The following is a 21,811-nucleotide window of genomic DNA, read 5'->3' on the forward strand; positions in this document are numbered from 1 at the left end:
TATGTCATCTATAGAACAACAATCTAAAGGAAAAAAAGACGGAGAAATTAGATATTTAACTCCTCTTAACATCGATACAAACAAGAAGAAGAAGTATTGTATGTTTCAAAAGTCTGGAATCAAATATGTTGATTACAAAGATCCAGATTTCTTGTTAAGATTTATAAACGAGCAAGGTAAAATTTTACCAAGACGTTTAACAGGGACTTCATTGAAGTATCAAAGAAAAGTGGCTGTTGCTGTAAAAAGAGCACGTCATTTAGCTTTAATGCCTTATGTAGCCGATTTATTAAAATAAAATACCGATAACAATGGAACTTATATTAAAACAAGACGTTGAAAATTTAGGATTTAAAGACGATGTTGTAACAGTTAAGAACGGTTATGGTAGAAACTTTTTAATTCCTCAAGGACAAGCTATTATGGCTACGGCTTCTGCTAAAAAAGTATTGGCAGAAAACTTAAAGCAAAGAGCTTATAAAGAAAAGAAAATAGTTGATGAGGCTAACAAAATTGCTGAAGCTATAAAAGCTTTAGAAATTAAAATACCTGCAAAAGTAGGAACAGGCGATAAATTATTTGGTTCTGTAAATAACATTGATGTTGCTGCTGCTTTAGAAAAAGAAGGGCAATCTATCGATAAAAAATTCATTACAGTTACAACTGTAAAACGTACAGGTAAGTATAATGCCGTAATACGTTTGCACAGAGAAGTAAGTGTAGATTTAGAATTTGAGGTTATTGCACAAGCTGAGTAATATCAAATAGATTTATATAAAAGCCTCAACATAGTTGGGGCTTTTTTGTTGTTTTTTAGACCTCACAGGTTTTTAAAACCTATGAGATCTTTTAAGCACAAAATTTAACTTTAAGTAATTTCTCCCCTTAGGGGAGGTAAAGAAAGGAATATGAAATATTCAAGACTTACAAAAGAACAGTTTGAAGAACTACACCAAGAGTTTATAAACTTTTTGGCAACACAATCCATTACTGCCGATGAATGGGCTAATTTGAAAACCAATAAGCCAGAATTGGCAGAAATGGAACTGGATGTTTTTAGCGATTTAATTTGGGAAGGTGTTTTAAACAAAGCTGAATATTTAGAACATTTTTCGGCACAACACATGTATTTGTTCCGTTTGGGAAAGAAAAAAATGAAAGCTATTGTTGTAAACGTAAAAAACAAAGCAGTAGATATCACCACACAAGAAGGTTATAATTGGCTTCGTGAAAATTTAATGGATGAAACTGTTGAATTTTTGCAAGCCGATAAAGAGTATACCGAAGATAAAAACCTTGACAAATTTAAAATGATTGAACAAGGCGCCGTAATTACCAAAGGCGAGTTGTTTAAGTATTTTAATAAATTGATAAATTGAATATGTTGTAGTGTTCAGTGTTCAGTTGCAGTGTTCAGTATTCAGGATGCAGTTGCAGTGAACAGTTGGCTTATTATTGGTTAGAAGCTGAGCTTTTTTAAAACAAAAGGACATCACTATATCTACTGTTTTAAACGAAACAATTTTTGCGACTTTACGGTTTTGTGTGATAAAAGAATAGTTTCGCTTTTTTTTAATGAAAAGACACGCCATGACGTTTTCATTAATTATTTTTGCTCCATTCCTGAGTAGGCAGGAATCTATTTTCATTTAAAACTATTATTTTTGCAATCCTCATCATACAATTACGTTGGTAGTGGTTTGATGCAGAATTTTAATAACTAATAAAAAAGATACCTGCTTTCGCAGGCATTAATATGGCTCAAAAACCAAGCATCCCAAAAGGCACCAGAGATTTTAACCCAGAACAGGTAGCAAAACGCAATTATATTTTTAATACCATTCGTGGTGCTTTCGAAACGTTTGGATTTCAACCTATTGAAACACCCAGTTTTGAAAACTCCGAAACCCTTATGGGAAAATACGGTGATGAAGGGGATAGATTGATTTTTAAGATTTTGAATTCTGGGGATTTTTTGAAAGATTCTCACATACTCTATAAATATTATAATGTTTTAATTAATCATTTTAATAAAGAATTTTACCAAGAATTGTTTTTAACAAATGATTTAAAAAATGTAATATCGAGTAAAATTGAAAACCCTTTGGAGCTTACTGAAAATGAGAAAGTTGATATTAAGAATAAATTCATCCTCTTTGAAAGAAAAAAAAGAGATTTACTGAAGCTTGAAGATGAGAATTTAATTACTGAAATTTTTTATCAGTATTCTGAAAATATCATTCTATCTACTTATATGATTGTGGCTTTGATGAAAAAGGAATTTGATAATCATTTATTATGGATATCTCATATTAATAGAATTACTATTACGATTATTGAATCGCTTTTCTCCAAAAAACTAGCTCCTATTATCTCCGAAAAAGCCCTACGCTACGATCTAACCGTGCCTTTTGCCCGTTACGTCGTACAACACCAAAACGAAATTGAATTCCCATTCAAACGCTACCAAATACAACCTGTTTGGCGTGCCGACAGACCACAAAAGGGCCGTTTTAGGGAGTTTTACCAATGTGATGCCGATGTGGTTGGTAGCAAATCATTGTGGCAAGAGGTGGAGTTTATTCAATTATACGACACGGTGTTTTCAGCATTAAAACTGGAAGGTGTTACCATTAAAATCAACAACCGAAAAATTTTGTCCGGCATCGCTGAGATTATTGGTGCTTCCGATAAATTAATTGATTTTACAGTAGCCTTAGATAAACTTGATAAAATAGGCGAGGCCAAGGTGAAGGAGGAAATGCTTTCAAAAGGGATTTCAGAAGCAGGGATTTCTAAATTACAGCCGTTGTTCACTTTATCGGGTTCTTTTGAATCACAAATTGAATCTTTAAAAGATATTTTGTCAACTTCCGAAGAAGGCAAAAAAGGGATTGAAGAGTTGGCGTTTATAAATGAAGCGATTTCAGAATTAGGCCTAAAAACCGCCAGTCTGCAGTTAGACGTCACCTTGGCACGCGGATTAAATTACTACACAGGAGCTATTTTTGAAGTCGCTGCGCCAAAAACCGTGCAAATGGGTTCTATTGGCGGTGGCGGACGTTATGACGACTTAACAGGCATTTTTGGTTTGAAAGATGTTAGTGGTGTTGGTATTAGTTTTGGTCTAGATCGCATTTATTTGGTATTGGAAGAACTCGGTTTGTTCCCTGAAACAGTGAATAAAAACGTGGATGTTTTGTTCATCAACTTTGGAGATAAAGAAGCTTTATTTTGTTTGAAAGCCATTAAGCAATTGCGTTCCGAAGGTATTCATACCGAATTGTACCCCGATGCCGATAAAATGAAAAAGCAAATGAACCATGCGAATAAGCGAAACATTCCGTTTGTGGTTTTAGTAGGTGAGGCCGAAGTTAGTTCAAACTCCTATACACTTAAAAACATGGTTTCTGGCGAGCAATTTAAAGTGTCTTTTGACGAATTGTTAACGCATTTAAAATAAAAAAGTCCTAAAAATTAATTTAGGACTTTTAAAGGATATTTTGAATAATGTATGAAGTGACTAATTCAAATTTTATTCTATAAATACCTTTTTAGAAATGATACCAGATTCGGTTTTTAGTTTTATAATATATGCTCCTGTACTTAAAGATTTAGGTTTATACGCGATGTGATTTTCGTTGGTTATTGCTTTAAATTCAAACATAGATTGTCCCAAAATATCAAATACTTCAATGGATGCAATATGTTTTAAGTTCGGGTTGTGAATAATAATACTTTTGTTTTCATTTGAAAAATACACTTGAAAGGCACTGTTTGATAAACCATCCGTATGTAAAGCCTGTGGATTGACAAATGTTATTTCAAAGCGATTTAAGTGTTTTCCAACGGTTAAATACACATCGTATTTGCGCTCTTTTAAATTATGGTAAATATTTAGTTGTTTGTCATGTAAATAGATATTGGTGCTATTTTCCATATTTTCCAGCGTATCGATTTTTATAGAGGCTAAGCCTTGTTTGCTGACCTTCACACCCAATGGAAGCGTCTGTTCTGCATCAAAATTGTTTACTGCTTGTATGATAAAATTATTGTTATTGAATATCCAAAACATATCTTCTTTATTGTCTTCGGTAAGCAGTGCATCGTAGCCAAGGTCAAAGTCGTTTGATGCTTTTTCGTCAACTCCAACTAATAATTGGCGGTGATATCCTTTTGGAGAATCGAACTTAAGCCTAATTTTTCTTCTGGTATCTCTATCAACATTTGATAAGGTACTTTGTTTGTTTTTCGTATTTGAATTTTTTATGAATATTGAAGTTGAGGGCGTTTCTTTTACAAAAACACGTTGGCTGTTTTTGAAAACAATAGTTCCTCCGCTTACAGCTTCTGTTTGTGATACGCTACTAGATAAAGGATCGGTAGCATTAACAAAAAATCCTTGGCCTACTGGTATATAACGCTGTGGATTTCCTTTAGTACTGGTTAAGCCTCCAGTATAGTTTATTCTGGTATCGTTGTTTATTGCTTCTGCACCACCCATTAAAGTGTAAACACCGTAACCGCCTTGGTATTCAGCTAGTACATGTGAGTTACTTGCAAAATGCTCCCAAAAATATAGCACACCGTTTATCACATTTTGAGTATTGTTTCCACCGTCTTTAATATTGTCTCTTATAAATTCATCGGCATCAATAGCTGAAGGGTATGGGTTGCCCACCAAATATTCATTTCCAGCCGCTATAGACAATGTAATATCTCCGTTATTAGGCTTACCATTAAATACATAATTTTGTGTCAGGGTTATGGCTCCACCAGTATTAGCAACACCTTTCATAGTGTAGCCTTCACCTGCTAATATCGTTCCTGTACGTCTTACATGTTGCCATTGACTGTAATTATCGAAAGCTTTATTGGCATATTTCCAAATCCAATAATCTGCAATTTTTATATTACTGCCAACAATACTGCCATTATATCCAGAGGTTAAAAAAGTGATGTTAGTTGGAGTTGCGGGGATGGTGCCGTTTTTAAGAATATTATCAATCATTCTATAACTATTGTTATTACTAATAGTGTTGCTTATGCCAACAGGCGATGACCAATAATTATAAGTAAATAGATCTTGAGAACCTTGTTGGTCGCGTTCTATTTTGCCTGAGCTGGTAACATCTAAAACACTGCCTTCGGTTTGAATTAATTGGGATTCATCATCCAGATCAATTAAGCCATCAAGTTTTAAATACCAACTATTGTACAATCCTTTATCTGCTTCAATGGAGAATTCTTTGCCAGTTTCTACAATAATGCCCGCGGTACCTTGGGTGTTATAGGTGCCATCTAATTGTATGTTGTGTTTTATATGAACAATAGACGCATCATCAGGATTGTCTTGTTTTGCCGTGATATCCCATTCACTTCCATGTAGCCAACTTGCCGTATTTGTCCAATCGCCATCAGCTGTAGTTTCATAAGGCAGTGGTGCTCTTTGAAAATAGATATCTTTAAAGTTGAACATTTTAGCTCCTGTTAATTGGTCTATAGTTCCCGTTTTTTTATCGTCTAAAATATCGTCTTTATAAGCATCCATTTTGTAATACTTTACCAAATTTGTACCTATAGAACCTGAAATGTCTATTGGAATAATTTTACCTCGGTTAAAACTATTGGTGTCATCCAGTTCTTGATAGACCATACGCTTAAGTTCATTGGGAGCTAAGGCAGTGTTAAAAACCCTGACTTCATCAATTTCACCTTTAAAATAGTTGTCGTTAGTGCTGGCTCTACCTATGGTAAAGTTTGATGTACTTGTAATGCCACCAGACGTGTCACTAGCTTCCTCTATACCATTAATATATAAAATGGTACTTCCCGAGGTTGTGGTTACCGCAACATGCATCCAAACACCTAAAGATGTAGTGCTGGTAGATGCTAAACTAACGCCATCGGCAACTGCGGTTACTGTATTGTCGGTATTTATTCTTAAATAAAAGTCATCCTGACCAGCAACCATTCTATTGTTTAAATTGGTATTGTCTCCTGCTGATTTTATAAAAGCCATAAGCGTAGCATCACCAGAGCTTATTAGGTTAGTATCTTCAACGTAGTCGTTGCGTCCATCAAAATATAGGCTGTAACTATCATCTAAATTTCTTGGTGATCCAAAAACAGTGTCATCACCATCTCTAGATGCCATAATACCATCACCATCGGCATCGGTTGTATCGTCTAAAACTCCTGCCGTATTAGGTAGGTGTGCATAGATTTCCATGGTATCGATGTCATAGATTCCTGTTAAGTTGTTATAAGGGTCTTTATAATCTGGTAAGCCATCACCATCAGAATCCAGTGCGTATAATGGGCTTGTGCCTTGACCAATATTTCCATAGGAATTTATATAGTTTTGGGTTCCAGAATCATGATGAAAATCATAAATATCTAAAATGCCATCCCCATAATATTCTATAGTACCATCACCTTCGGAGTCTTTTTCTCTAAACGCTTCGGTTTCTGGACCATCTCCCACACCGTTGCCGGTAATATCGCCATCGCCATTTTGAAAACCTGAAGGCGCACTGCTGCTTATGATGCCATATTCATCGACATCAAACAATCCATCATTATCGCTATCCAAATCTAAATAATCTGGTATGATATCTCCGTCAGAATGTATTGGGGCAATACCTTCCGTAGCGTCATGCATACCATTACCATTAGTATCTACCCATGAAGAAATACTTGTTAAAGTTGCTTTACCTTCGCTTAAACTGGCACTCGTAGGATTGCCTTCAACAACATCTGGAATGCCATCGTTATCAGAATCTAAATCGAACACATCGGCTGCACCATCACTATCCATATCGCAAAGGGTTTGTCTGATTTCAATATCATCAATGGCAAGATCGTTTCCTAAACCACCAATTTCATTGTTATAAAAAATGACTTGAAACTGACTGGTGTTGAATGTTAAACTAGCTGTAAATTGATGCCAGCTATTTATTGGGTCTCCGTTTATGGAAGGCGGAATATCACCTGTCGTTATCACAGCATCAAGTCCTGTTGCTGTATTTATTAAAACATTCCCATCCATATCTTTAAACTCGACTTTTATATTCGGACGCAATCTTGTATCAATGCCAGGAGACGTTGTTGTATCTAGGTTTAAAACCCAAAAGCTATAGGTAATGGGTATATTTGGCAAAGCACCATTGATATGTGCTGTGTAAAATATTTTAGGTTCGTGACTAGCATTAAACATAGCCATTCTGCCTTGGTAATTACCGGTATGATCTCCTCCTGTATACCAATATTGATCAGCCCATGAAGCTACTTCTTCGTTAGGTGTGTCATTTACACCATCTCCATCGGCTGCTTTGTAATAAACTGTATATTTACCATCGTTAAGATCTATTTGACTTAAGTCTGGGCATTCTGCTGTGTTTACGCCCACAGTTCCGTCTTCATAACAATAGGTGGTTACGGCATTATAGGACGTATTTATTGTGGTTCTATTGCCTTGTCCAAAACTCTCTTCCAAAAATTTATAAGTTGCTTGTGATGCACTGCTGGACAGGTGGCAGTTGTTTTCTTCAACTGAATCTGGAATACCATCATTGTCATCATCAAGATCAACATCATCATAGATGCCATCATTATCGCTATCATAAAATACTTTACTGCCTTCTGCTGATATGTTTATTTGATATAATGTTTCATTATTATCGTTTGATGTTATATTGATGACATCGTTTTGAACGCCTATTGTTGAAGTTGAAAATGACACTTTAAAACTTACATAGTTATTAGGTGTTATTGTGGCAGGAAAAGAAGGGCTATCGGTTATTGAAAACTCTGTTGCTCCAACCAAATTAATATCAGATACTGTTAAATCAGCTGTGCCTGTATTATGAATTTTAAATGTTCTTGTAGCTATTTCTGATATTATTTGTACTCTACCAAAATCGGTACTATTATTGATCGTGGGGATATTTGTGCCATCTCCAATGATGGAATTACCAGCGCCCGTGATGTCTATTTCTGGGGCTGTATATCCTTCAACTATAATATTATCAATGTAAACAAGATCACTATCATCACTAGCGTCGCATTGAAACCTTAGTCTTGAGTTAGCAGTGAATAAATATGTCGAGCTATCTAAAGTTACTGTTACATTCGTATAATTTGTATTATTATTGAAGTCCGTTCCTCCCACATAAGCTTTTACTGTTGTCCAATTAGTTCCACTATTATTAGAAAACTGAATCCAAAAATCTTCCCCTGTAGTAAAATTACTAGTTCTATAATCAAAGGTCATTGTGATAGAACTGTAAGTACTCAAATCAATATCACTTGTAGTCATTACTGATGAAGACGTATTATCTCTTAAATTAATAGACCAACTATTATTTAATGGTGAAGAACTGTTTCTAGAACAATCTGTTCCACCATCAATCCAAATACCCCAATTTGATTCGAAGTTTTCAGAATTTATAGTTACTTGAGAATATAGATTTAAAGAGAGAAATATACTAAAAAGTATAAAAACGAGAGAGTTAGGTAAAATAGCAATTTTTTTCACAATGGATTACATTTAGCTTTGGGGCTGATTGTTTTACCAAGCAAATGTATTTAAAATATCTATGAAATGCAAATTTAATCGATTAAATGCATTTCTATTGAAATTTAGATGCGATTAGTTATTTACTTTATATGTTTTTTTGTGATTTTTTTGGAGTTTGTATAAGGTCTTTTATTAAAGTTTTAGGAAAGCCCATTTCACTTGAAGACAAAGCTTTTATAAGGAATGTCAAAGAAGGTTGGGTAACGAGTTGGTGAGGGGACTTATTGCACTACATTTCAATATGAAGAAAGTTTGAAAAATTAGGTTTTTGGTAAGAAATAAAATACTATTCTTTAATTTAAAGGATTTCGGGGTTTGCTTCGCCAGTTCGCTTTGCTCGTACCCGCTTTTACCTCTGCTTGAGGAGAGGTCAAAACTGGTGGGCAGTTTTGGGTGAGGTGTCATAAACAAATGTCGTTTTTAGTACCATTAGGACAAAATGAAACTAGCAAAACCAGTACTGAGGCTAGTCGAAGTATACCGTATACCACTACGGGGATTGTTAGTTTTAAGAAATTTGTTTATTTAAATTTTCATAAACCCAAGCTTTCATAGCGGTTAAAAGAGGCGCTAACGATTTTCCTTTTTCAGTTAAACGGTATTCTACTTTTGGGGGAATTACTGGGTAAGATTTTCTGGTAATTACTTCTAGTTGTTCCAAATCTTTTAACTGTTGCGATAACATTTTCTGACTAATTCCTTTTATGGTTTTGTCAAGTTCATTAAAACGCATCACTTCATTGCTTAATAATACCCATATAATAACAGGCTTCCATTTACCTCCAATTTGTTCCATGAAAATTGTAATGGGACATTCTTCAGCTATAATATATTTTTCTTCAATTTTTTTTGTCTCTATTTCCATAATAAGAATAATTTTCCGAGTTAAAAGTCAGTTACTTACTATTCAGTAAGTACTTGTTTCAAAGTTAGTAATAATCTAGTTTTGTTCAAAAATAAATACAAAATGAATAAAATAATTATTATTACAGGAGGAACAAGCGGAATCGGGTTAGCTTGTGCAAAATATCTAATTGCAAAAAATTATCAAGTCATTATTACAGGTAGAAATGAAGAAAATCTTGAAAAAGCATTAAGCGAACTAGGAAAAAATGCCTTTGGATATATTTCGGATACAAGTGTGTTACATGATATTGACGGTTTAGTAAATCGAATTAAAGAGAACCATGGAACCATTGATGGTTTGTTTATAAATGCAGGCATTTTTAAATCGATTGGTTTTGAAGACACCAATGAAGCATTGTTTGATGAAACCATGAACATTAATTTTAAAGGTGCCTTTTTTACAGTGCAAAAGTTTATTCCCATACTTAAAAACCCTTCGAGCATTGTTTTGAATACGTCTATTGCTGTTTTTAAAGCATTTCCTAATGCGAGTGTTTATTCAGCAAGCAAAGCAGCATTAGAAGCCATTGCCAAAGTATTGAATCTTGAATTGGCACAAAAAGGAATCAGAATTAATGTAGTTAGTCCAGGAGTAACACATACACCAATTCAGAAAAAATCAGGAATGACAGACGAAGCCATTGATGGATTGTTGCAATATTTATCTGAAACTTCTCCCATTGGAAGAGTGGTTTTACCAGAAGATATAGCACCTATAGTTGAATTTTTAGTTTCCGATAATTCTTTGGTATTACGAAACGAGAAAATTGTGGTTGATGGTGGTTCGACACTTTAGAGACTGTTTAAGTTTTATCCTTTGGTTCTTTTATGTGCCTTTTTCCGCCATACTTCAGCTATTTTTCGGTCCATAGCTATGTACCTCTCCCTCGCGGCAGCCTGGCTCCTTCGCTAAAAAGGTCTCCCAGACCTTTTTTATACGCTCGGCCCTGTCTGACGAAAAAAAAACCTATAAAACATTCCAAAAACAAAATTTAAACAGTCTCTAGGTATTGAAATAGATGAAGAAATTATGGTTTAATAACCTGAATTCAGTTATAAAACTATGGATCAATAAAGCTACTTCTCTTTTAAATTGAAGTACCAAACAACTCCTTCCCTTTTTTTAAGGGAAGGTGGATTTGATTTCAGAAAAGAAATCAAAGACGGAAGGGTAAGGCATTTCGAAGATCTATATATAGAACCTTACGGGATTTAAAACCCTGACAGGTCAGTTTCTCTAAACCTAAATAGCAATCGAACAAGGTTAAGTCACCAAAACCAAATATTCCCATTTCCAATTATAAAAAATTATCTAGGTATTTGCTGACTCAAACAATGCAACGTACCGAAACCCCAAATAAAATCAGTGGCGGCAATTCCAATAATGTCTCTATCAGGGAAGCAGTCAGCAAGTATATTTAGTGCCATACGATCGTTAGCATCGTTAAAGGTTGGTACTAAAACCGTTTTGTTTAAAATTAAAAAGTTTGCATAACTGGCAGGTAACCTAATGCCATCAAAGTCTAAACGTTTTGGCATGGGTAAGGTTACTATATTTGGATGTTTGCCGTTTTCTAAAGTAGAAGTTTGTAAACGTTTTAAATTGTCTTGAAGTGGTTTGTAGTTAGCGTCTTTTAGGTTATCTTCTAAAACAGTAATAATAGTGTCTTCATTAACAAAACGAGCTAAGTCGTCAATATGTCCGTGCGTGTCATCACCTTCAATACCATTTCCTAACCAAATAATGTTTGTGACTCCTAAGTATTCTTTAAACACAGCTTCGTAGTCTTGTTTGGTAAACCCTTGGTTTCTCACCTGAATATTTGGGTGAAGCAGACATTCTTCCGAAGTCAACAAAGTGCCTTTTCCATTGACATCAATGGCACCTCCTTCCAAAACAACCGGTTTGCCTTTGTATGTGGCTTGTTCTAAAGGAATATTTAAAAATTCGGAAACTTTTGTAGGTACATGTTTGTCTAATTTATAGTTAGCATATTTTGCCCAACCATTAAAATTGAAATTGATGGCTTTTCTGGAAGTCCCATTTTTTACAATAATGGGTCCCGAATCGCGCATCCAACTGCGGTTGGTTTTATGAATAATGAAAGACAGGTTTTTTAAGTTAACATGTGCCGTTTCAAGCATAGTGGAAACCTTGCCTTTTAGTTTTTCGTTGGCAACAATTAAAATGACTTCTTCAACTGAAGCTACTTTTTTAATAAACTCAACAAAAGCCCATTGTACCGCTTCGTATTTACCCGGCCAGTCGTTACCATTATGAGGAAAACATAATAAAACACCCTGTTGTTTTTCCCATTCGGCAGGAAATATCCAATTATCAGCTTTCATTAATCAATCGCTCTTTTAGTAATGCCATCATATTTATCAATACGGCGGTCACGTAAAAATGGCCAATTTTGGCGAACATTTTCCTGTAAACTTAAATCGACTTCAGCTATTAAAATTTCTTCTTTATCTTCTGAAGCTTGTGCTAAAATTTCACCCTGGGGACCTGCAATAAACGATGAGCCCCAAAATTCAATGCCATTGGTGTCTGGAAGGTATTGTTCCAATCCAATCCTGTTAGCAGCGGCTACATAAATGCCATTTGCCACCGCATGACCACGCATGACGTTCATCCAAGCACCTTGTTGATTTTCACCATATTGTGCTTTCTCTTGGGGATGCCAACCAATAGCGGTAGGGTAAAATAATACTTCGGCACCTTGTAAAGCTGTTAATCTGGCAGCTTCGGGATACCATTGGTCCCAACAAATAAGCGTGCCAATATTTCCTTTTTTAGTTGGAAATGATTTGAACCCAATATCACCCGGTGTAAAATAGAATTTTTCATAAAAATGTGGGTCGTCTGGAATGTGCATTTTTCTATATAAACCAGCTTCAGTTCCATCAGTGTCAATAATATAAGCACTGTTATGATAAATACCTGCCATTCGTTTTTCGAAAAAAGGGACAATAACAACCACGCCCAACTCTTTGGCTAATGCGCTAAAAGCTGTGAACGATGTGCTGTATAAAGGTTCCGCGTAAGCGAAATTATCAACATCTTCACTTTGGCAGAAATAATGACTGCTATATAATTCGGGTAGTAAGATAACTTCTGCGCCTTGTTTAGCGGCGTCTTTAACCCATTGAATGCATTTTTTTAAATTATTTTCAGGTGTGTTATTCAGATTTAATTGAATAACGGCTATTTTGTATGTGTTTTTAGACATTACTAAACTATTGAAAATTTAATACAAAGATATGATTTTCTAAAGACTATTTATCCTTCTTATAAATCGGAATGCGATACGAAAGGGTATAACTATACCCAACGCCTATACCACTACTATCATAAGTTTTATTGAAACCTGGTATGTAAATGTTCTCAAAATTATTGGGTTCGGTTTCACTTGCCATAATTTTAAGCTGTACGTTTAAGCCAAGGTATAAGTTGGTTAATAGCTCTGTTTTAATGCCAAGTATAAGTTCTCCCCAAAAGGCTGTTAAGTCATTAAATTCTTTTAAATTGGATGATGAAAATTGTGGTGACCAATAGGGGTCGGTACTATAAATGGTATAGTTATTAAGTTTTTGACTAAAAGTACTGGCACCAACACGAAAGCCTGCATAAATCATGTTATCCATATCCAGCCAGTTTTGATATAAATTATAATCTATTCCTGCTTTTAGATAACTTCCGCTAGTCGTTACATCTAAATAGTCGGTGGTTGTATGTTTTTCTTCAATACCTAGTTCACCAGCAATGTATAAGCGTTTTTTTAATCGGAAATCGCCCGACACTTCAAAACCTGTATAATCATCATCAACAAAAGAGCGGATTAGTTTGCCAATATCGCCACCAACCCGAAGTCCGTATTTTTCTTTAATTTTTATGGAATCTTTAACAGTAGTTACAATGCTATCGTTTTGAGCGTTTAAAGACACAGAAAACAAAAGCATACACGTTAGGCTACTAATGAAATATGTTAAAATGTGTTTCTGTTTCATCTTCTACAGATTGATTATCGTTTAAAGGTTGTCTTGATTTGATCCAATTTTCCTCATTGTTTTCAGGCTCAACGGTAAGTGTTACGTTTTTATAAATGGTTTTGTAACCACAAGCGCGCGATACATACACTTCTTCTCTGGTATAATTGATAGTGATAATGTCGGTATTGCCATCATAATAATCATCGCTTGTGTCATCAGGTGTGCCATTATTATTTACAAAAGCGCCTTTCATAAGGACATACTGTGTTGTATCAGCATCGGTTTTTAAAGGCAGTATAATTTGTGTGGCAGAAACAATGGCATATCCTGGTAATACGTTATCATTATCTACACCGCCAACAAGTAAGCTCGTAACAGCTTTTTTATTTTCAGGATTCTCAACATCGTAAGCATCAATGATTAAACTAGGGGTTGTAGGGGTGCTTTCCGGACAAATATCATCGGGTTCGCAACTTATGGTGGCTCCAATTCCAGTGAGGATAAGCAGCATTAAAAGTAAGCTTGTTTTTTTCATTAATCTCTTTTCTGAGTTTATTTATTTGGTTAACCTAAGATTCTAGCTGTCTAACAATCTAACAGTCTAATAATCTAAATTACCGTTTTTCCAAAAGTACAACATTTTCAACATGAAACGTTTGTGGAAACATATCCACAGCTTGTGTTTTTGTAACTTTATACATGGCATCCATTAATTCTAAATCTCTAGCTTGGGTGGCGCTGTTACAACTTACATAGACTACTTTTTTAGGTGCAATATTTAATATTTGTTGCACCACATCTCTATGCATCCCATCACGAGGCGGATCGGTAATAATAATATCTGGATGTCCGTGCGCAGTAATAAATTCGTCATTAAAAACATGCTTCATGTCACCTACAAAGAATTCAACGTTATTAATACTATTTAATTGTGCATTTTCTTTGGCAGCGGTAATAGCGTCTGGAACGGCTTCAACACCAATTACTTTTTTTGCTTTTTTTGCTACAAACTGCGCAATGGTACCGGTGCCGGTATATAAATCGTAAACCAATTCGTTTCCTGTTAGACCTGCAAATTCCCGGGTTATTTTATATAGTTCAAATGCTTGGTCTGAATTGGTTTGATAAAACGATTTGGCATTAATTTTAAATTTCAAACCTTCCATTTGTTCAAAAATGTGGTCTTCGCCTTTATAGCAAATGACCTCTTGGTCATAAATGGTATCGTTTGCTTTTTCGTTGATGATGTATTGTAAAGAGCTTATCTGCGGAAAGGTTTCAGCAAGAAAATCCAATAACGAAATACGTTTAGCTTTGTCTTCTTTAAAAAATTGAATGACCACCATCACATCGCCCGTACTGGAAGTGCGAATCATCATGGTACGTAACAAGCCGGTTTGGTTTCTGGTGTTGAAGAATTCAAAACCATTATCGAGTGCAAATTGCTTTACGGCATTTCTAATAGTGTTTGAAGGGTCTGCTTGTAAATGGCACTTTTTTATATCAAGAATTTTGTCCCACATACCAGGGATATGAAACCCTAAAGCATTTCTATCGCCTAAATCGGCATCCGATTGTACTTCTTCTTGAGTCAACCAACGGCTGTCACTAAACGAAAATTCCATTTTATTTCTGTAGAAATATGGACTGGCAGCTCCTAAAATAGGTGTTATTTCGGGTAATTCAATATGTCCAATGCGGGTTAAATTATTAGTAACTTCTTTTTGTTTGTAAAATAATTGATGTTCATACCCCATATCTTGCCATTTACAACCACCGCAAACGCCAAAATGTTCGCATGCAGGTGTTGTACGTTTATCGGATAATTTATGGAATACCGTGGCTTTGGCTTCATAATAAGCTTTGCGGGCTTTAAATGTTTGTACATCTACTACATCGCCAGGGACGGTGTTGGATAGAAAAATAACCTTCCCATCGGGTGCTTTGGCTATGGTTTTGCCTTTGGCACCGGCATCTAAAACTTCAACGTTTGTAAACGCTTGCTTTTTTGTTCTTTTTGACATGCTGCAAAAGTAATGAAACGATTTACGATTTACGATTTTTGAATAACGATTTTTGTATGTAAAGTGGCAAAGTGAAGAGTAACTAACTGAGAAACTTTGAAACTCAGCAACTTTGCGCTTTTGAAACTCAGCAACTCTACAGCTTAGGGAAATTCTAAAAGTTATAAAGTAGCAAAGAGACAAAGCAGCAAATTGGTAAAGCTAAAAGTAACTAACTAAGAAACTATGAAACTCCGTGACCCAGAAACTTAGAACCTTTGCGCCTTTGAAACTCTGAAACTCTGCAGCTTTGCAACTCAGCAACCCAGAAACTTTTAAGAATATTTAGTAACTTGCAGCTCTATCTGGGGATGATTTCTCTCCCACGCTGCTTTTTCGAACACTTCGAAAGAATAAAGGTACAGTAGGAATGGTTATTTTATCAATTTAATTTACATTAAAATGGCTGTTTTAGAACAATTAACACCACAGCAAGCAATTGCATTAGAAAACAAGTACGGAGCGCATAACTACCATCCACTTCCTGTAGTATTAAATAGGGGTGAAGGAGTATTTGTGTGGGATGTAGAAGGGAAGCGATATTACGATTTTTTATCGGCTTATTCAGCTGTAAACCAAGGGCATTGCCACCCGAAAATCGTGAATGCTATGGTACAGCAAGCGCAAACTTTAACCTTGACATCGCGCGCCTTTTTTAACGATGTACTTGGTAAATATGAAAAATTTGCCTGTAATTTTTTTGGCTTCGACAAATTATTACCTATGAATACGGGTGCCGAAGCTGTAGAAACGGCATTAAAAATTTGTAGAAAATGGGCGTATGAAGTAAAGGGTATCGATGAAAATGAAGCAGACATTATTGTATGCGAAAATAATTTTCATGGGCGAACAACTACTATTATTTCGTTTTCTAACGACCCTGTGGCACGGAAAAATTTCGGGCCTTTTACAAAAGGATTTATAAAAATTGCATACGATAACTTGGAAGCCTTAGAAACTACTTTAAAAAACAACCCTAATGTTGCTGGTTTTTTGGTAGAACCTATTCAAGGTGAAGCAGGTGTTTATGTACCACAAGAAGGTTATTTATCAAAAGCAAAAGCATTATGTGAAAGCTATAATGTATTATTTATTGCCGATGAAGTACAAACAGGTATTGCACGAACGGGTAAATTGTTAGCAGTTGATCATGAAAATGTAAAACCAGATATTTTGGTTTTAGGAAAAGCTATAAGTGGCGGTGTGTATCCTGTCTCTGCGGTTTTGGCAAATAACAGCGTTATGGACGTGATTAAACCCGGCAACCACGGAAGCACTTTTGGCGGAAATCCAGTAGCTGCTGCAGTAGCTATTGCTGCTTTAGAGGTTGTTAGAGATGAACACCTTGCTGAAAATGCCGAAGCTCTAGGTAATTTATTCAGAAGTGAATTGAATACATATATCGAGACAAGTAAAATAGTCAACTTAGTGAGAGGTAAAGGCTTGTTAAACGCTATTGTAATTAACGACACAGAAGAGAGCGATACCGCTTGGAATATTTGTTTGGCACTACGCGATCATGGTTTGTTGGCAAAACCAACACATGGAAATATTATTCGTTTTGCACCACCTTTAGTGATGACTAAAGAACAATTACTTGATTGCGTCAGTATTATTGCAAAAACACTTAAACAATTTGAATAGTAGTTGTATAAAAAGCTTAAACATAAAAAAGCGGCCTTATGGCCGCTTTTTTATTGTTAAAATGAAAGATTTATTAGTTTCCTTCTAAACCTTGTTGGTAGCCTTTCATAAAATCTTCAATAAGATCTTTACGCTTTTCAAAACCGCCTGTAGATAAATCATAAATATTATAAAGCAAGGTTACGGCACATATTATGGTAACCACTAAAGCCACTATTTTTGCGGTATTCATTGCTTTTACATCGCCTTCATAATCGTCAGGATTTAATTCAGCTTCTTTTATTTTTTTGTTGGCTATGTAGTAAGCAGGTCCAGCAAATACAATTCCAAGACCTCCTAAACAACAACAAAGAAGTCCTAAGATAGACAGTATGTAAATAAGCGTAGTATTAAGATTTTTTTTCATAAATTGATTTTTTAATTTGTGTTAGATTTTCTTAATTATAAAACTAGCAATAATTATAATAACAGAAACAATTGCAAGTGCATTTATAATTTTATTAGAATATTTAAGCTTGAAAAAAAAGGATGCTATTATAAATAAACCTAATGGAATAAGGGTATAAACAGCAGGATACATATAAAAAGCAGATACAAAATCGCCATGGATTATTAAGGATAAAGACCTTTGAAAACCACAACCCATACAATCAAAACCAAAAATTTTTTTGTTTAAGCAAGGCAACATGTAATCATCTAAAGAAGACATACTTTAATTTTTAGTTTCCTTTCAAATTTATAAAAATTATAGAAGTGTTGTTGGTTTTTATTATTGAACTCATTCTTTAGCAGCCACAATAATTTTTTTGGTAAAGACCTGATCGTTTTTTAATAAAACATTTACAATATAAGCGCCATCGCTCAATCCCTTAGTAGAATAATTTTGTGTGGTTTCTTTAGAGTGTATTTTTTTATGAAGAACACGTTTGCCTGTAACATCTATCAATTCCAATGAATTAATGTTTATAGCTTTTGGATTATTTATAGTTAATGTGGAATTGTTATGATATACTTTAAGTGTTTTAAACGCTTCAAAATCATTGCTTAATGTGTTCTTAGTAAAAGTAACCTCAAAACGATTTAAATAATTTCCGGTTTCTAAATTGATATTAAAATCTTGATTATTTAAATCTACATAAGTGTCATTTTTAATATCATGAATGTAAATATTTGAAATGTTTTCAAAATTTTGAACATCAGCAATTCTAATCCTTACTGGCATGTTTTGAGCAACCTTAATAACTAGAGGGATTTTTAAACTTTCATCAAAAGGAAGTGCCTCGGCGGTGTATGAATCATTATCAATTATCCAATGGGCGTCAGACTTTAAAATATCGTTTGCATTAATCTTGGATTCCAATCCATAATCAAATCCTTCAGTAGCCGAAGCATGAAAAGTTTGTGCTATTTGCCTGGTGTAAGTGTTGTTAAAATCGATATTTAGTCTGAAACGCTTATAATCAGAAGGTACCATTGAGAAGCCACTACTTGTACTGGCTATCTTTTGTGTTTTTGAATTGGTTGTTTTAAAAAATTCACTATCTACATTTGTTTCTTTTACAAAAACACGATGGCTATTTTTAGCTTTAACTGTACCAGTAGCTGTGCCTTCAACCATAAAACCTTGCCCAATTGGGATGTATCTCTTAGGGAGTTTAGAGCCAGTGCCTACACCACCAGTGTTTATACTACCATCACCATTATAAGTATTAAAGGTTGCGGGTAATGGCGTTTCAGCACCGAATGGATCAATAGTATAAGAAGCATAACCACCTTGGTAATCGGCTAAATAATGAGAGTTGACATTCGGGTCTTGTTCCCAATAATATAAAGTTCCAGTTATAACCGCAGCATTTTCTGTGTCGTGGATATAAGCAAAAGCATCCATAGCTGACGGATAAGGATTGCCAACCAAAGTCTGAGTATTGTTTGAAACATTTACCGCAATGGTGCCATTATTTGGTTTGCCCCTAAAGTCGAAACGTTGAGCATCACTGGAACCCAGAGTACCCTTCATAGTAAATCCTTCACCAGGATTTATTGTGGTATTGCCTTGTACATGGATCCAATCGGCGTAAGTACTTCCTGTGATGTATTTCCAAATCCAGTATGGCTCAATGTTTAATGGTGTAGAAGTGCCATTATAAGTAGAAGAATGTACGTATGTAGCTGGATTGGAATTTGTTAAATCTACAACATCATTTAAGAACGAAATACCAAATGGATTATTTACTAAGTTATTGGTTTTACTTCCAATGGGGGAACACCAGTAATTATATTCATAAGCACCAACATTAGCCTCTTGATAAACGCTTAATTCTCCAACACCAGAATTTCCCGTAGTGCCTGTTCCTTGTATAATTTGCGCTTCATCTCTTAAGTAAATCTTACTATCAGTTTCATTTAAATTAATATCATCTTCAACAAAAACAATTTCATCGGTTATAAATACATAAGCATCGTTTCTTATAGACAGTTGCCCATAAGACAAAGCACATGATAACAAAAAGAGTATGACGAATTTGTTTAGCATTATTAAAAATAGGTTAAGTGTATAAGTAACAAAGATATAATTATTTTTTTACTTAATTATTCATTAAACGGTTAAAAATGCATTTGGGCGTTGTCTTAAAAAATGCTTTTTTTCCACATTTAATTTTAAAATCATTTTACTAAACTTAGAGACTGTCTAAATGTTGTTTTTGGTATATTTTATAGTGTGTTTTTTCGTCAGAAGAAGGTGTTTTGAGGTTTATAGTATAGCTACGGACCGAAAAAAAGCTGAAGCATGCCGGAAAAAGACGTATAAAAGAGCCAAAGGATAAAACTTAGACAGTTTCTTAAATAAACTCTAATTTTTGATGTAATTTTATGGCTATAAATTCAGATGTTAATAATGAAATATTTAAACTATATATTTATTGTGCTTGGTGCTGCTGTGGCTATTTATGCCAAAACAGGAACAGAGCAAAACCAGTATATTTTAATTGGCGGTATTGTAATATTGATGCTTGGTATTTATAGGATTTCGAAAACGATTCCTAGTAAAGATGACGACGATTTAAATAATGATGTAAATTAAAGCTTATGATTTTTGAAGTAGGCGACAAAGTTTTGGTTTTAGATGAAGCCATGACTGGTATAGTTAAAAAAATAGTTGGAAACACCATTTCAATTGAAACTGATGATGGTTTTTTGCTTGATTTTGAAAGTAATGAATTGGTTAAAAGGGCTTCTAAAGGAAGTATTAAAAACGACTTGTTTTCACATGCCAGTGCTGCTACAGCTTTAAAGGAAAAGGAGCAATTTGCCAAAAGAAAGCAAGCTAAAACTAGACCCAAAGACCGTTTTGAACCTACTATGGAAGTTGATTTGCATATTAATCAATTGGTGAAATCATCAAAGGGAATGAGCAATCATGACATGTTAACACTACAATTAGAAACAGCCAGACGCCAACTGGATTTTGCCATCTCAAAACGCATTCAAAAAATAGTTTTTATACATGGTGTAGGTGAGGGCGTGCTGAAAATTGAATTGGAATATTTGTTTGCTAAGTACGATAACGTAAAATTTTACGATGCCAACTACCAAAAATACGGTTTAGGCGCCACCGAAGTTTATATTTATCAAAATGTGCCCACTGGTTAATCTAAATGATTCCCCGACGATTCTGCGAGGAAAGTCTGTTTCAAATTTTGTTATTTAAAAGCTGGGGTTACTTTTCTATTAGGAGGAAATTCACTGCTTTCTAAAACACCAAAATAAAATTCGTCTTGCGACAAAATTTCCAAACTAATCCCTGTTACTGTAAGTTCGACCAAATAGGTTTTATAAATAATATGCTCTCTAAAAGCCGTTGCAGACACTGTAGATAACACTTCAGGGTTTAAGTAATCTGGAATACCGTTTAAACTAATATCGTTTGTAGGGTTTTTATCTGGAGATTGGTTTTCCTCATCTCGGGTTAAAACACCATCGCCATCATCATCATTATCTAAATAATCAGGAATTCCATTACCATCGGTGTCTTGCGCATCACTTAAATCGCCATCACCATTTGGATCTGGTTTTTCTAATTTAGTAGGTACATTGTCACCATCATCATCATCATCTAAATAATCTGGAATACCATCACCATCGGTGTCTTGTGCATCACTTAAATCGCCATCACCGTTTGGGTCTGGGTTTTCTAATTCGGCAGGAACACCATCATTGTCATCTTCAGTTAAAGAAGCTGTTATAATAGCTGTAGAAGCACTTTGATAATCTTGGGCTATTTTTATTTCTGAAGAAGGCACGTCACTACAGAATAAATCCGTTGGTAATGTCGCATTATTGTAAGTTCTGTAATTAAAGGTTCCTGATTTTGTTATGGTAGTATCTGTTCCTTTAAAACTTAAAATAGTTTCAAGTGTTAGAGAACTAATTAGCATGGATAAAGATTCTGATGGGTCGTTTTTGGTTTTGTAAAAAACTAAGTCAGTTTCTCCACAGGCTTGAAAAGCGTCGTCAAAATCAAAAGCAACATCTATAACATCACCATCATCACAGGTGTAAAAACTTAAAAGGCACACACTAAAAAGAACAAAAAATAATTTACGCATTCTATTTGGGTTTT

General features: G+C 34.7%; 19 protein-coding genes. 8 read left to right on the forward strand and 11 right to left on the reverse strand.

Annotated features, from left to right (window positions below; translation table 11 throughout):
* The first annotated feature begins 1 nt into the window (after position 1).
* The 4 genes from rpsR to hisS all read left to right on the forward strand — a co-directional run bounded on the left by rpsR (position 2) and on the right by hisS (position 3,463).
* A complete protein-coding gene (gene rpsR, locus CJ739_RS14375; RefSeq protein ID WP_117176520.1) occupies positions 2-298 on the forward strand; it encodes a 30S ribosomal protein S18 in 297 nt (98 codons plus the stop codon).
* A gap of 13 nt (positions 299-311) precedes the next feature.
* The gene (gene rplI / locus CJ739_RS14380; RefSeq protein ID WP_117176522.1) at positions 312-758 is read left to right on the forward strand and encodes a 50S ribosomal protein L9; all 447 of its coding nucleotides are present in this window, start codon (positions 312-314) and stop codon (positions 756-758) included.
* A gap of 150 nt (positions 759-908) precedes the next feature.
* Complete coding sequence (locus CJ739_RS14385) at positions 909-1,379, forward strand: DUF6495 family protein (RefSeq protein ID WP_117176524.1); 471 nt, start codon at positions 909-911, stop codon at positions 1,377-1,379.
* Between the two features lie 377 nt (positions 1,380-1,756).
* Entirely contained in the window at positions 1,757-3,463 is a 1,707-nt protein-coding gene (gene hisS / locus CJ739_RS14390; protein WP_117176526.1) for a histidine--tRNA ligase, read from the forward strand.
* 72 nt (positions 3,464-3,535) lie between these two features.
* Here the strand turns inward: hisS and CJ739_RS14395 are convergent, their stop codons facing one another.
* Together CJ739_RS14395 and CJ739_RS14400 are read right to left on the reverse strand one after the other, a co-directional pair.
* Positions 3,536-8,539, reverse strand: a complete 5,004-nt coding sequence (locus CJ739_RS14395) for a RemA C-terminal-like gliding motility protein (RefSeq protein WP_162880222.1) — start codon at positions 8,537-8,539, stop codon at positions 3,536-3,538.
* A 550-nt stretch (positions 8,540-9,089) separates the two neighbouring features.
* Entirely contained in the window at positions 9,090-9,446 is a 357-nt protein-coding gene (locus tag CJ739_RS14400; protein WP_117176530.1) for a winged helix-turn-helix transcriptional regulator, read from the reverse strand.
* Positions 9,447-9,548: 102 nt separating this feature from the next.
* Between CJ739_RS14400 and CJ739_RS14405 the strand changes: the two genes are divergently transcribed.
* Positions 9,549-10,283 (forward strand): SDR family oxidoreductase, encoded by a 735-nt coding sequence (locus tag CJ739_RS14405; RefSeq protein ID WP_117176532.1) that lies wholly within the window; start codon positions 9,549-9,551, stop codon positions 10,281-10,283.
* Positions 10,284-10,795: 512 nt separating this feature from the next.
* Here CJ739_RS14405 and CJ739_RS14410 read toward each other — a convergent pair.
* The 5 genes from CJ739_RS14410 to rlmD all read right to left on the reverse strand — a co-directional run bounded on the left by CJ739_RS14410 (position 10,796) and on the right by rlmD (position 15,507).
* Positions 10,796-11,836 (reverse strand): agmatine deiminase family protein, encoded by a 1,041-nt coding sequence (locus CJ739_RS14410; protein WP_117176534.1) that lies wholly within the window; start codon positions 11,834-11,836, stop codon positions 10,796-10,798.
* The gene (locus tag CJ739_RS14415) at positions 11,836-12,723 is read right to left on the reverse strand and encodes a carbon-nitrogen hydrolase (RefSeq protein ID WP_117176536.1); all 888 of its coding nucleotides are present in this window, start codon (positions 12,721-12,723) and stop codon (positions 11,836-11,838) included. Before CJ739_RS14415 ends, CJ739_RS14410 begins: the two co-directional genes overlap by 1 nt.
* Positions 12,724-12,769: 46 nt before the next feature.
* Positions 12,770-13,501: a DUF6048 family protein gene (locus tag CJ739_RS14420; protein WP_117176538.1), complete on the reverse strand. Its 732-nt coding sequence runs from the start codon at positions 13,499-13,501 to the stop codon at positions 12,770-12,772.
* The gene (locus tag CJ739_RS14425; RefSeq protein ID WP_117176540.1) at positions 13,467-14,018 is read right to left on the reverse strand and encodes a DUF6452 family protein; all 552 of its coding nucleotides are present in this window, start codon (positions 14,016-14,018) and stop codon (positions 13,467-13,469) included. Before CJ739_RS14425 ends, CJ739_RS14420 begins: the two co-directional genes overlap by 35 nt.
* 79 nt (positions 14,019-14,097) lie before the next feature.
* On the reverse strand, positions 14,098-15,507 hold the full coding sequence (gene rlmD, locus CJ739_RS14430; protein WP_117176542.1) for a 23S rRNA (uracil(1939)-C(5))-methyltransferase RlmD: 1,410 nt from the start codon (positions 15,505-15,507) through the stop codon (positions 14,098-14,100).
* A 441-nt stretch (positions 15,508-15,948) separates the two neighbouring features.
* On the opposite strand from rlmD, the gene rocD reads away from it, so the two are divergent.
* Entirely contained in the window at positions 15,949-17,190 is a 1,242-nt protein-coding gene (rocD, locus tag CJ739_RS14435; RefSeq protein ID WP_117176544.1) for an ornithine--oxo-acid transaminase, read from the forward strand.
* Between the two features lie 73 nt (positions 17,191-17,263).
* Here rocD and CJ739_RS14440 read toward each other — a convergent pair whose 3' ends face one another.
* The 3 genes from CJ739_RS14440 to CJ739_RS14450 all read right to left on the reverse strand — a co-directional run bounded on the left by CJ739_RS14440 (position 17,264) and on the right by CJ739_RS14450 (position 19,723).
* Positions 17,264-17,596 carry a CCC motif membrane protein gene (locus CJ739_RS14440; RefSeq protein ID WP_117176546.1) on the reverse strand — a complete coding sequence of 111 codons (333 nt, stop codon included), beginning with the start codon at positions 17,594-17,596 and terminating at the stop codon, positions 17,264-17,266.
* 21 nt (positions 17,597-17,617) lie between these two features.
* Positions 17,618-17,899, reverse strand: coding sequence for a DUF2752 domain-containing protein (locus CJ739_RS14445; protein ID WP_117176548.1), 282 nt, complete (start codon positions 17,897-17,899; stop codon positions 17,618-17,620).
* 69 nt (positions 17,900-17,968) lie between these two features.
* Positions 17,969-19,723, reverse strand: a complete 1,755-nt coding sequence (locus tag CJ739_RS14450; protein WP_117176550.1) for a DUF8693 domain-containing protein — start codon at positions 19,721-19,723, stop codon at positions 17,969-17,971.
* A 363-nt stretch (positions 19,724-20,086) separates the two neighbouring features.
* Here CJ739_RS14450 and CJ739_RS14455 point away from each other — a divergent pair, with 363 nt between their 5' ends.
* Together CJ739_RS14455 and CJ739_RS14460 are read left to right on the forward strand one after the other, a co-directional pair.
* Entirely contained in the window at positions 20,087-20,272 is a 186-nt protein-coding gene (locus tag CJ739_RS14455; RefSeq protein WP_236951512.1) for an LPXTG cell wall anchor domain-containing protein, read from the forward strand.
* Between the two features lie 5 nt (positions 20,273-20,277).
* Positions 20,278-20,841: a DUF8465 domain-containing protein gene (locus tag CJ739_RS14460; RefSeq protein WP_117176555.1), complete on the forward strand. Its 564-nt coding sequence runs from the start codon at positions 20,278-20,280 to the stop codon at positions 20,839-20,841.
* A gap of 50 nt (positions 20,842-20,891) precedes the next feature.
* On the opposite strand, the gene CJ739_RS14465 is transcribed toward CJ739_RS14460, so the two are convergent.
* Positions 20,892-21,797, reverse strand: coding sequence for a hypothetical protein (locus CJ739_RS14465; protein WP_117176557.1), 906 nt, complete (start codon positions 21,795-21,797; stop codon positions 20,892-20,894).
* Positions 21,798-21,811 lie beyond the last annotated feature (14 nt).

The sequence above is a fragment of the Mariniflexile sp. TRM1-10 genome (assembly GCF_003425985.1).
GTDB lineage: Bacteria > Bacteroidota > Bacteroidia > Flavobacteriales > Flavobacteriaceae > Mariniflexile.

What these genes read in the sequence shown, in the direction of transcription:
- CJ739_RS14410 (WP_117176534.1), bottom strand. Translation starts at nt 11,836, where the DNA reads ATGAAAGCTGATAATTGGATATTTCCTGCCGAATGGGAAAAACAACAG.
- CJ739_RS14460 (WP_117176555.1), top strand. Translation starts at nt 20,278, where the DNA reads ATGATTTTTGAAGTAGGCGACAAAGTTTTGGTTTTAGATGAAGCCATG.
- CJ739_RS14455 (WP_236951512.1), top strand. Translation starts at nt 20,087, where the DNA reads ATGAAATATTTAAACTATATATTTATTGTGCTTGGTGCTGCTGTGGCT.
- rlmD (WP_117176542.1), bottom strand. Translation starts at nt 15,507, where the DNA reads ATGTCAAAAAGAACAAAAAAGCAAGCGTTTACAAACGTTGAAGTTTTA.
- CJ739_RS14415 (WP_117176536.1), bottom strand. Translation starts at nt 12,723, where the DNA reads ATGTCTAAAAACACATACAAAATAGCCGTTATTCAATTAAATCTGAAT.
- rpsR (WP_117176520.1), top strand. Translation starts at nt 2, where the DNA reads ATGTCATCTATAGAACAACAATCTAAAGGAAAAAAAGACGGAGAAATT.
- CJ739_RS14440 (WP_117176546.1), bottom strand. Translation starts at nt 17,596, where the DNA reads ATGAAAAAAAATCTTAATACTACGCTTATTTACATACTGTCTATCTTA.
- CJ739_RS14400 (WP_117176530.1), bottom strand. Translation starts at nt 9,446, where the DNA reads ATGGAAATAGAGACAAAAAAAATTGAAGAAAAATATATTATAGCTGAA.
- CJ739_RS14425 (WP_117176540.1), bottom strand. Translation starts at nt 14,018, where the DNA reads ATGAAAAAAACAAGCTTACTTTTAATGCTGCTTATCCTCACTGGAATT.
- CJ739_RS14465 (WP_117176557.1), bottom strand. Translation starts at nt 21,797, where the DNA reads ATGCGTAAATTATTTTTTGTTCTTTTTAGTGTGTGCCTTTTAAGTTTT.
- CJ739_RS14445 (WP_117176548.1), bottom strand. Translation starts at nt 17,899, where the DNA reads ATGTCTTCTTTAGATGATTACATGTTGCCTTGCTTAAACAAAAAAATT.
- CJ739_RS14385 (WP_117176524.1), top strand. Translation starts at nt 909, where the DNA reads ATGAAATATTCAAGACTTACAAAAGAACAGTTTGAAGAACTACACCAA.
- rplI (WP_117176522.1), top strand. Translation starts at nt 312, where the DNA reads ATGGAACTTATATTAAAACAAGACGTTGAAAATTTAGGATTTAAAGAC.
- CJ739_RS14450 (WP_117176550.1), bottom strand. Translation starts at nt 19,723, where the DNA reads ATGCTAAACAAATTCGTCATACTCTTTTTGTTATCATGTGCTTTGTCT.
- CJ739_RS14420 (WP_117176538.1), bottom strand. Translation starts at nt 13,501, where the DNA reads ATGAAACAGAAACACATTTTAACATATTTCATTAGTAGCCTAACGTGT.
- rocD (WP_117176544.1), top strand. Translation starts at nt 15,949, where the DNA reads ATGGCTGTTTTAGAACAATTAACACCACAGCAAGCAATTGCATTAGAA.
- CJ739_RS14405 (WP_117176532.1), top strand. Translation starts at nt 9,549, where the DNA reads ATGAATAAAATAATTATTATTACAGGAGGAACAAGCGGAATCGGGTTA.
- hisS (WP_117176526.1), top strand. Translation starts at nt 1,757, where the DNA reads ATGGCTCAAAAACCAAGCATCCCAAAAGGCACCAGAGATTTTAACCCA.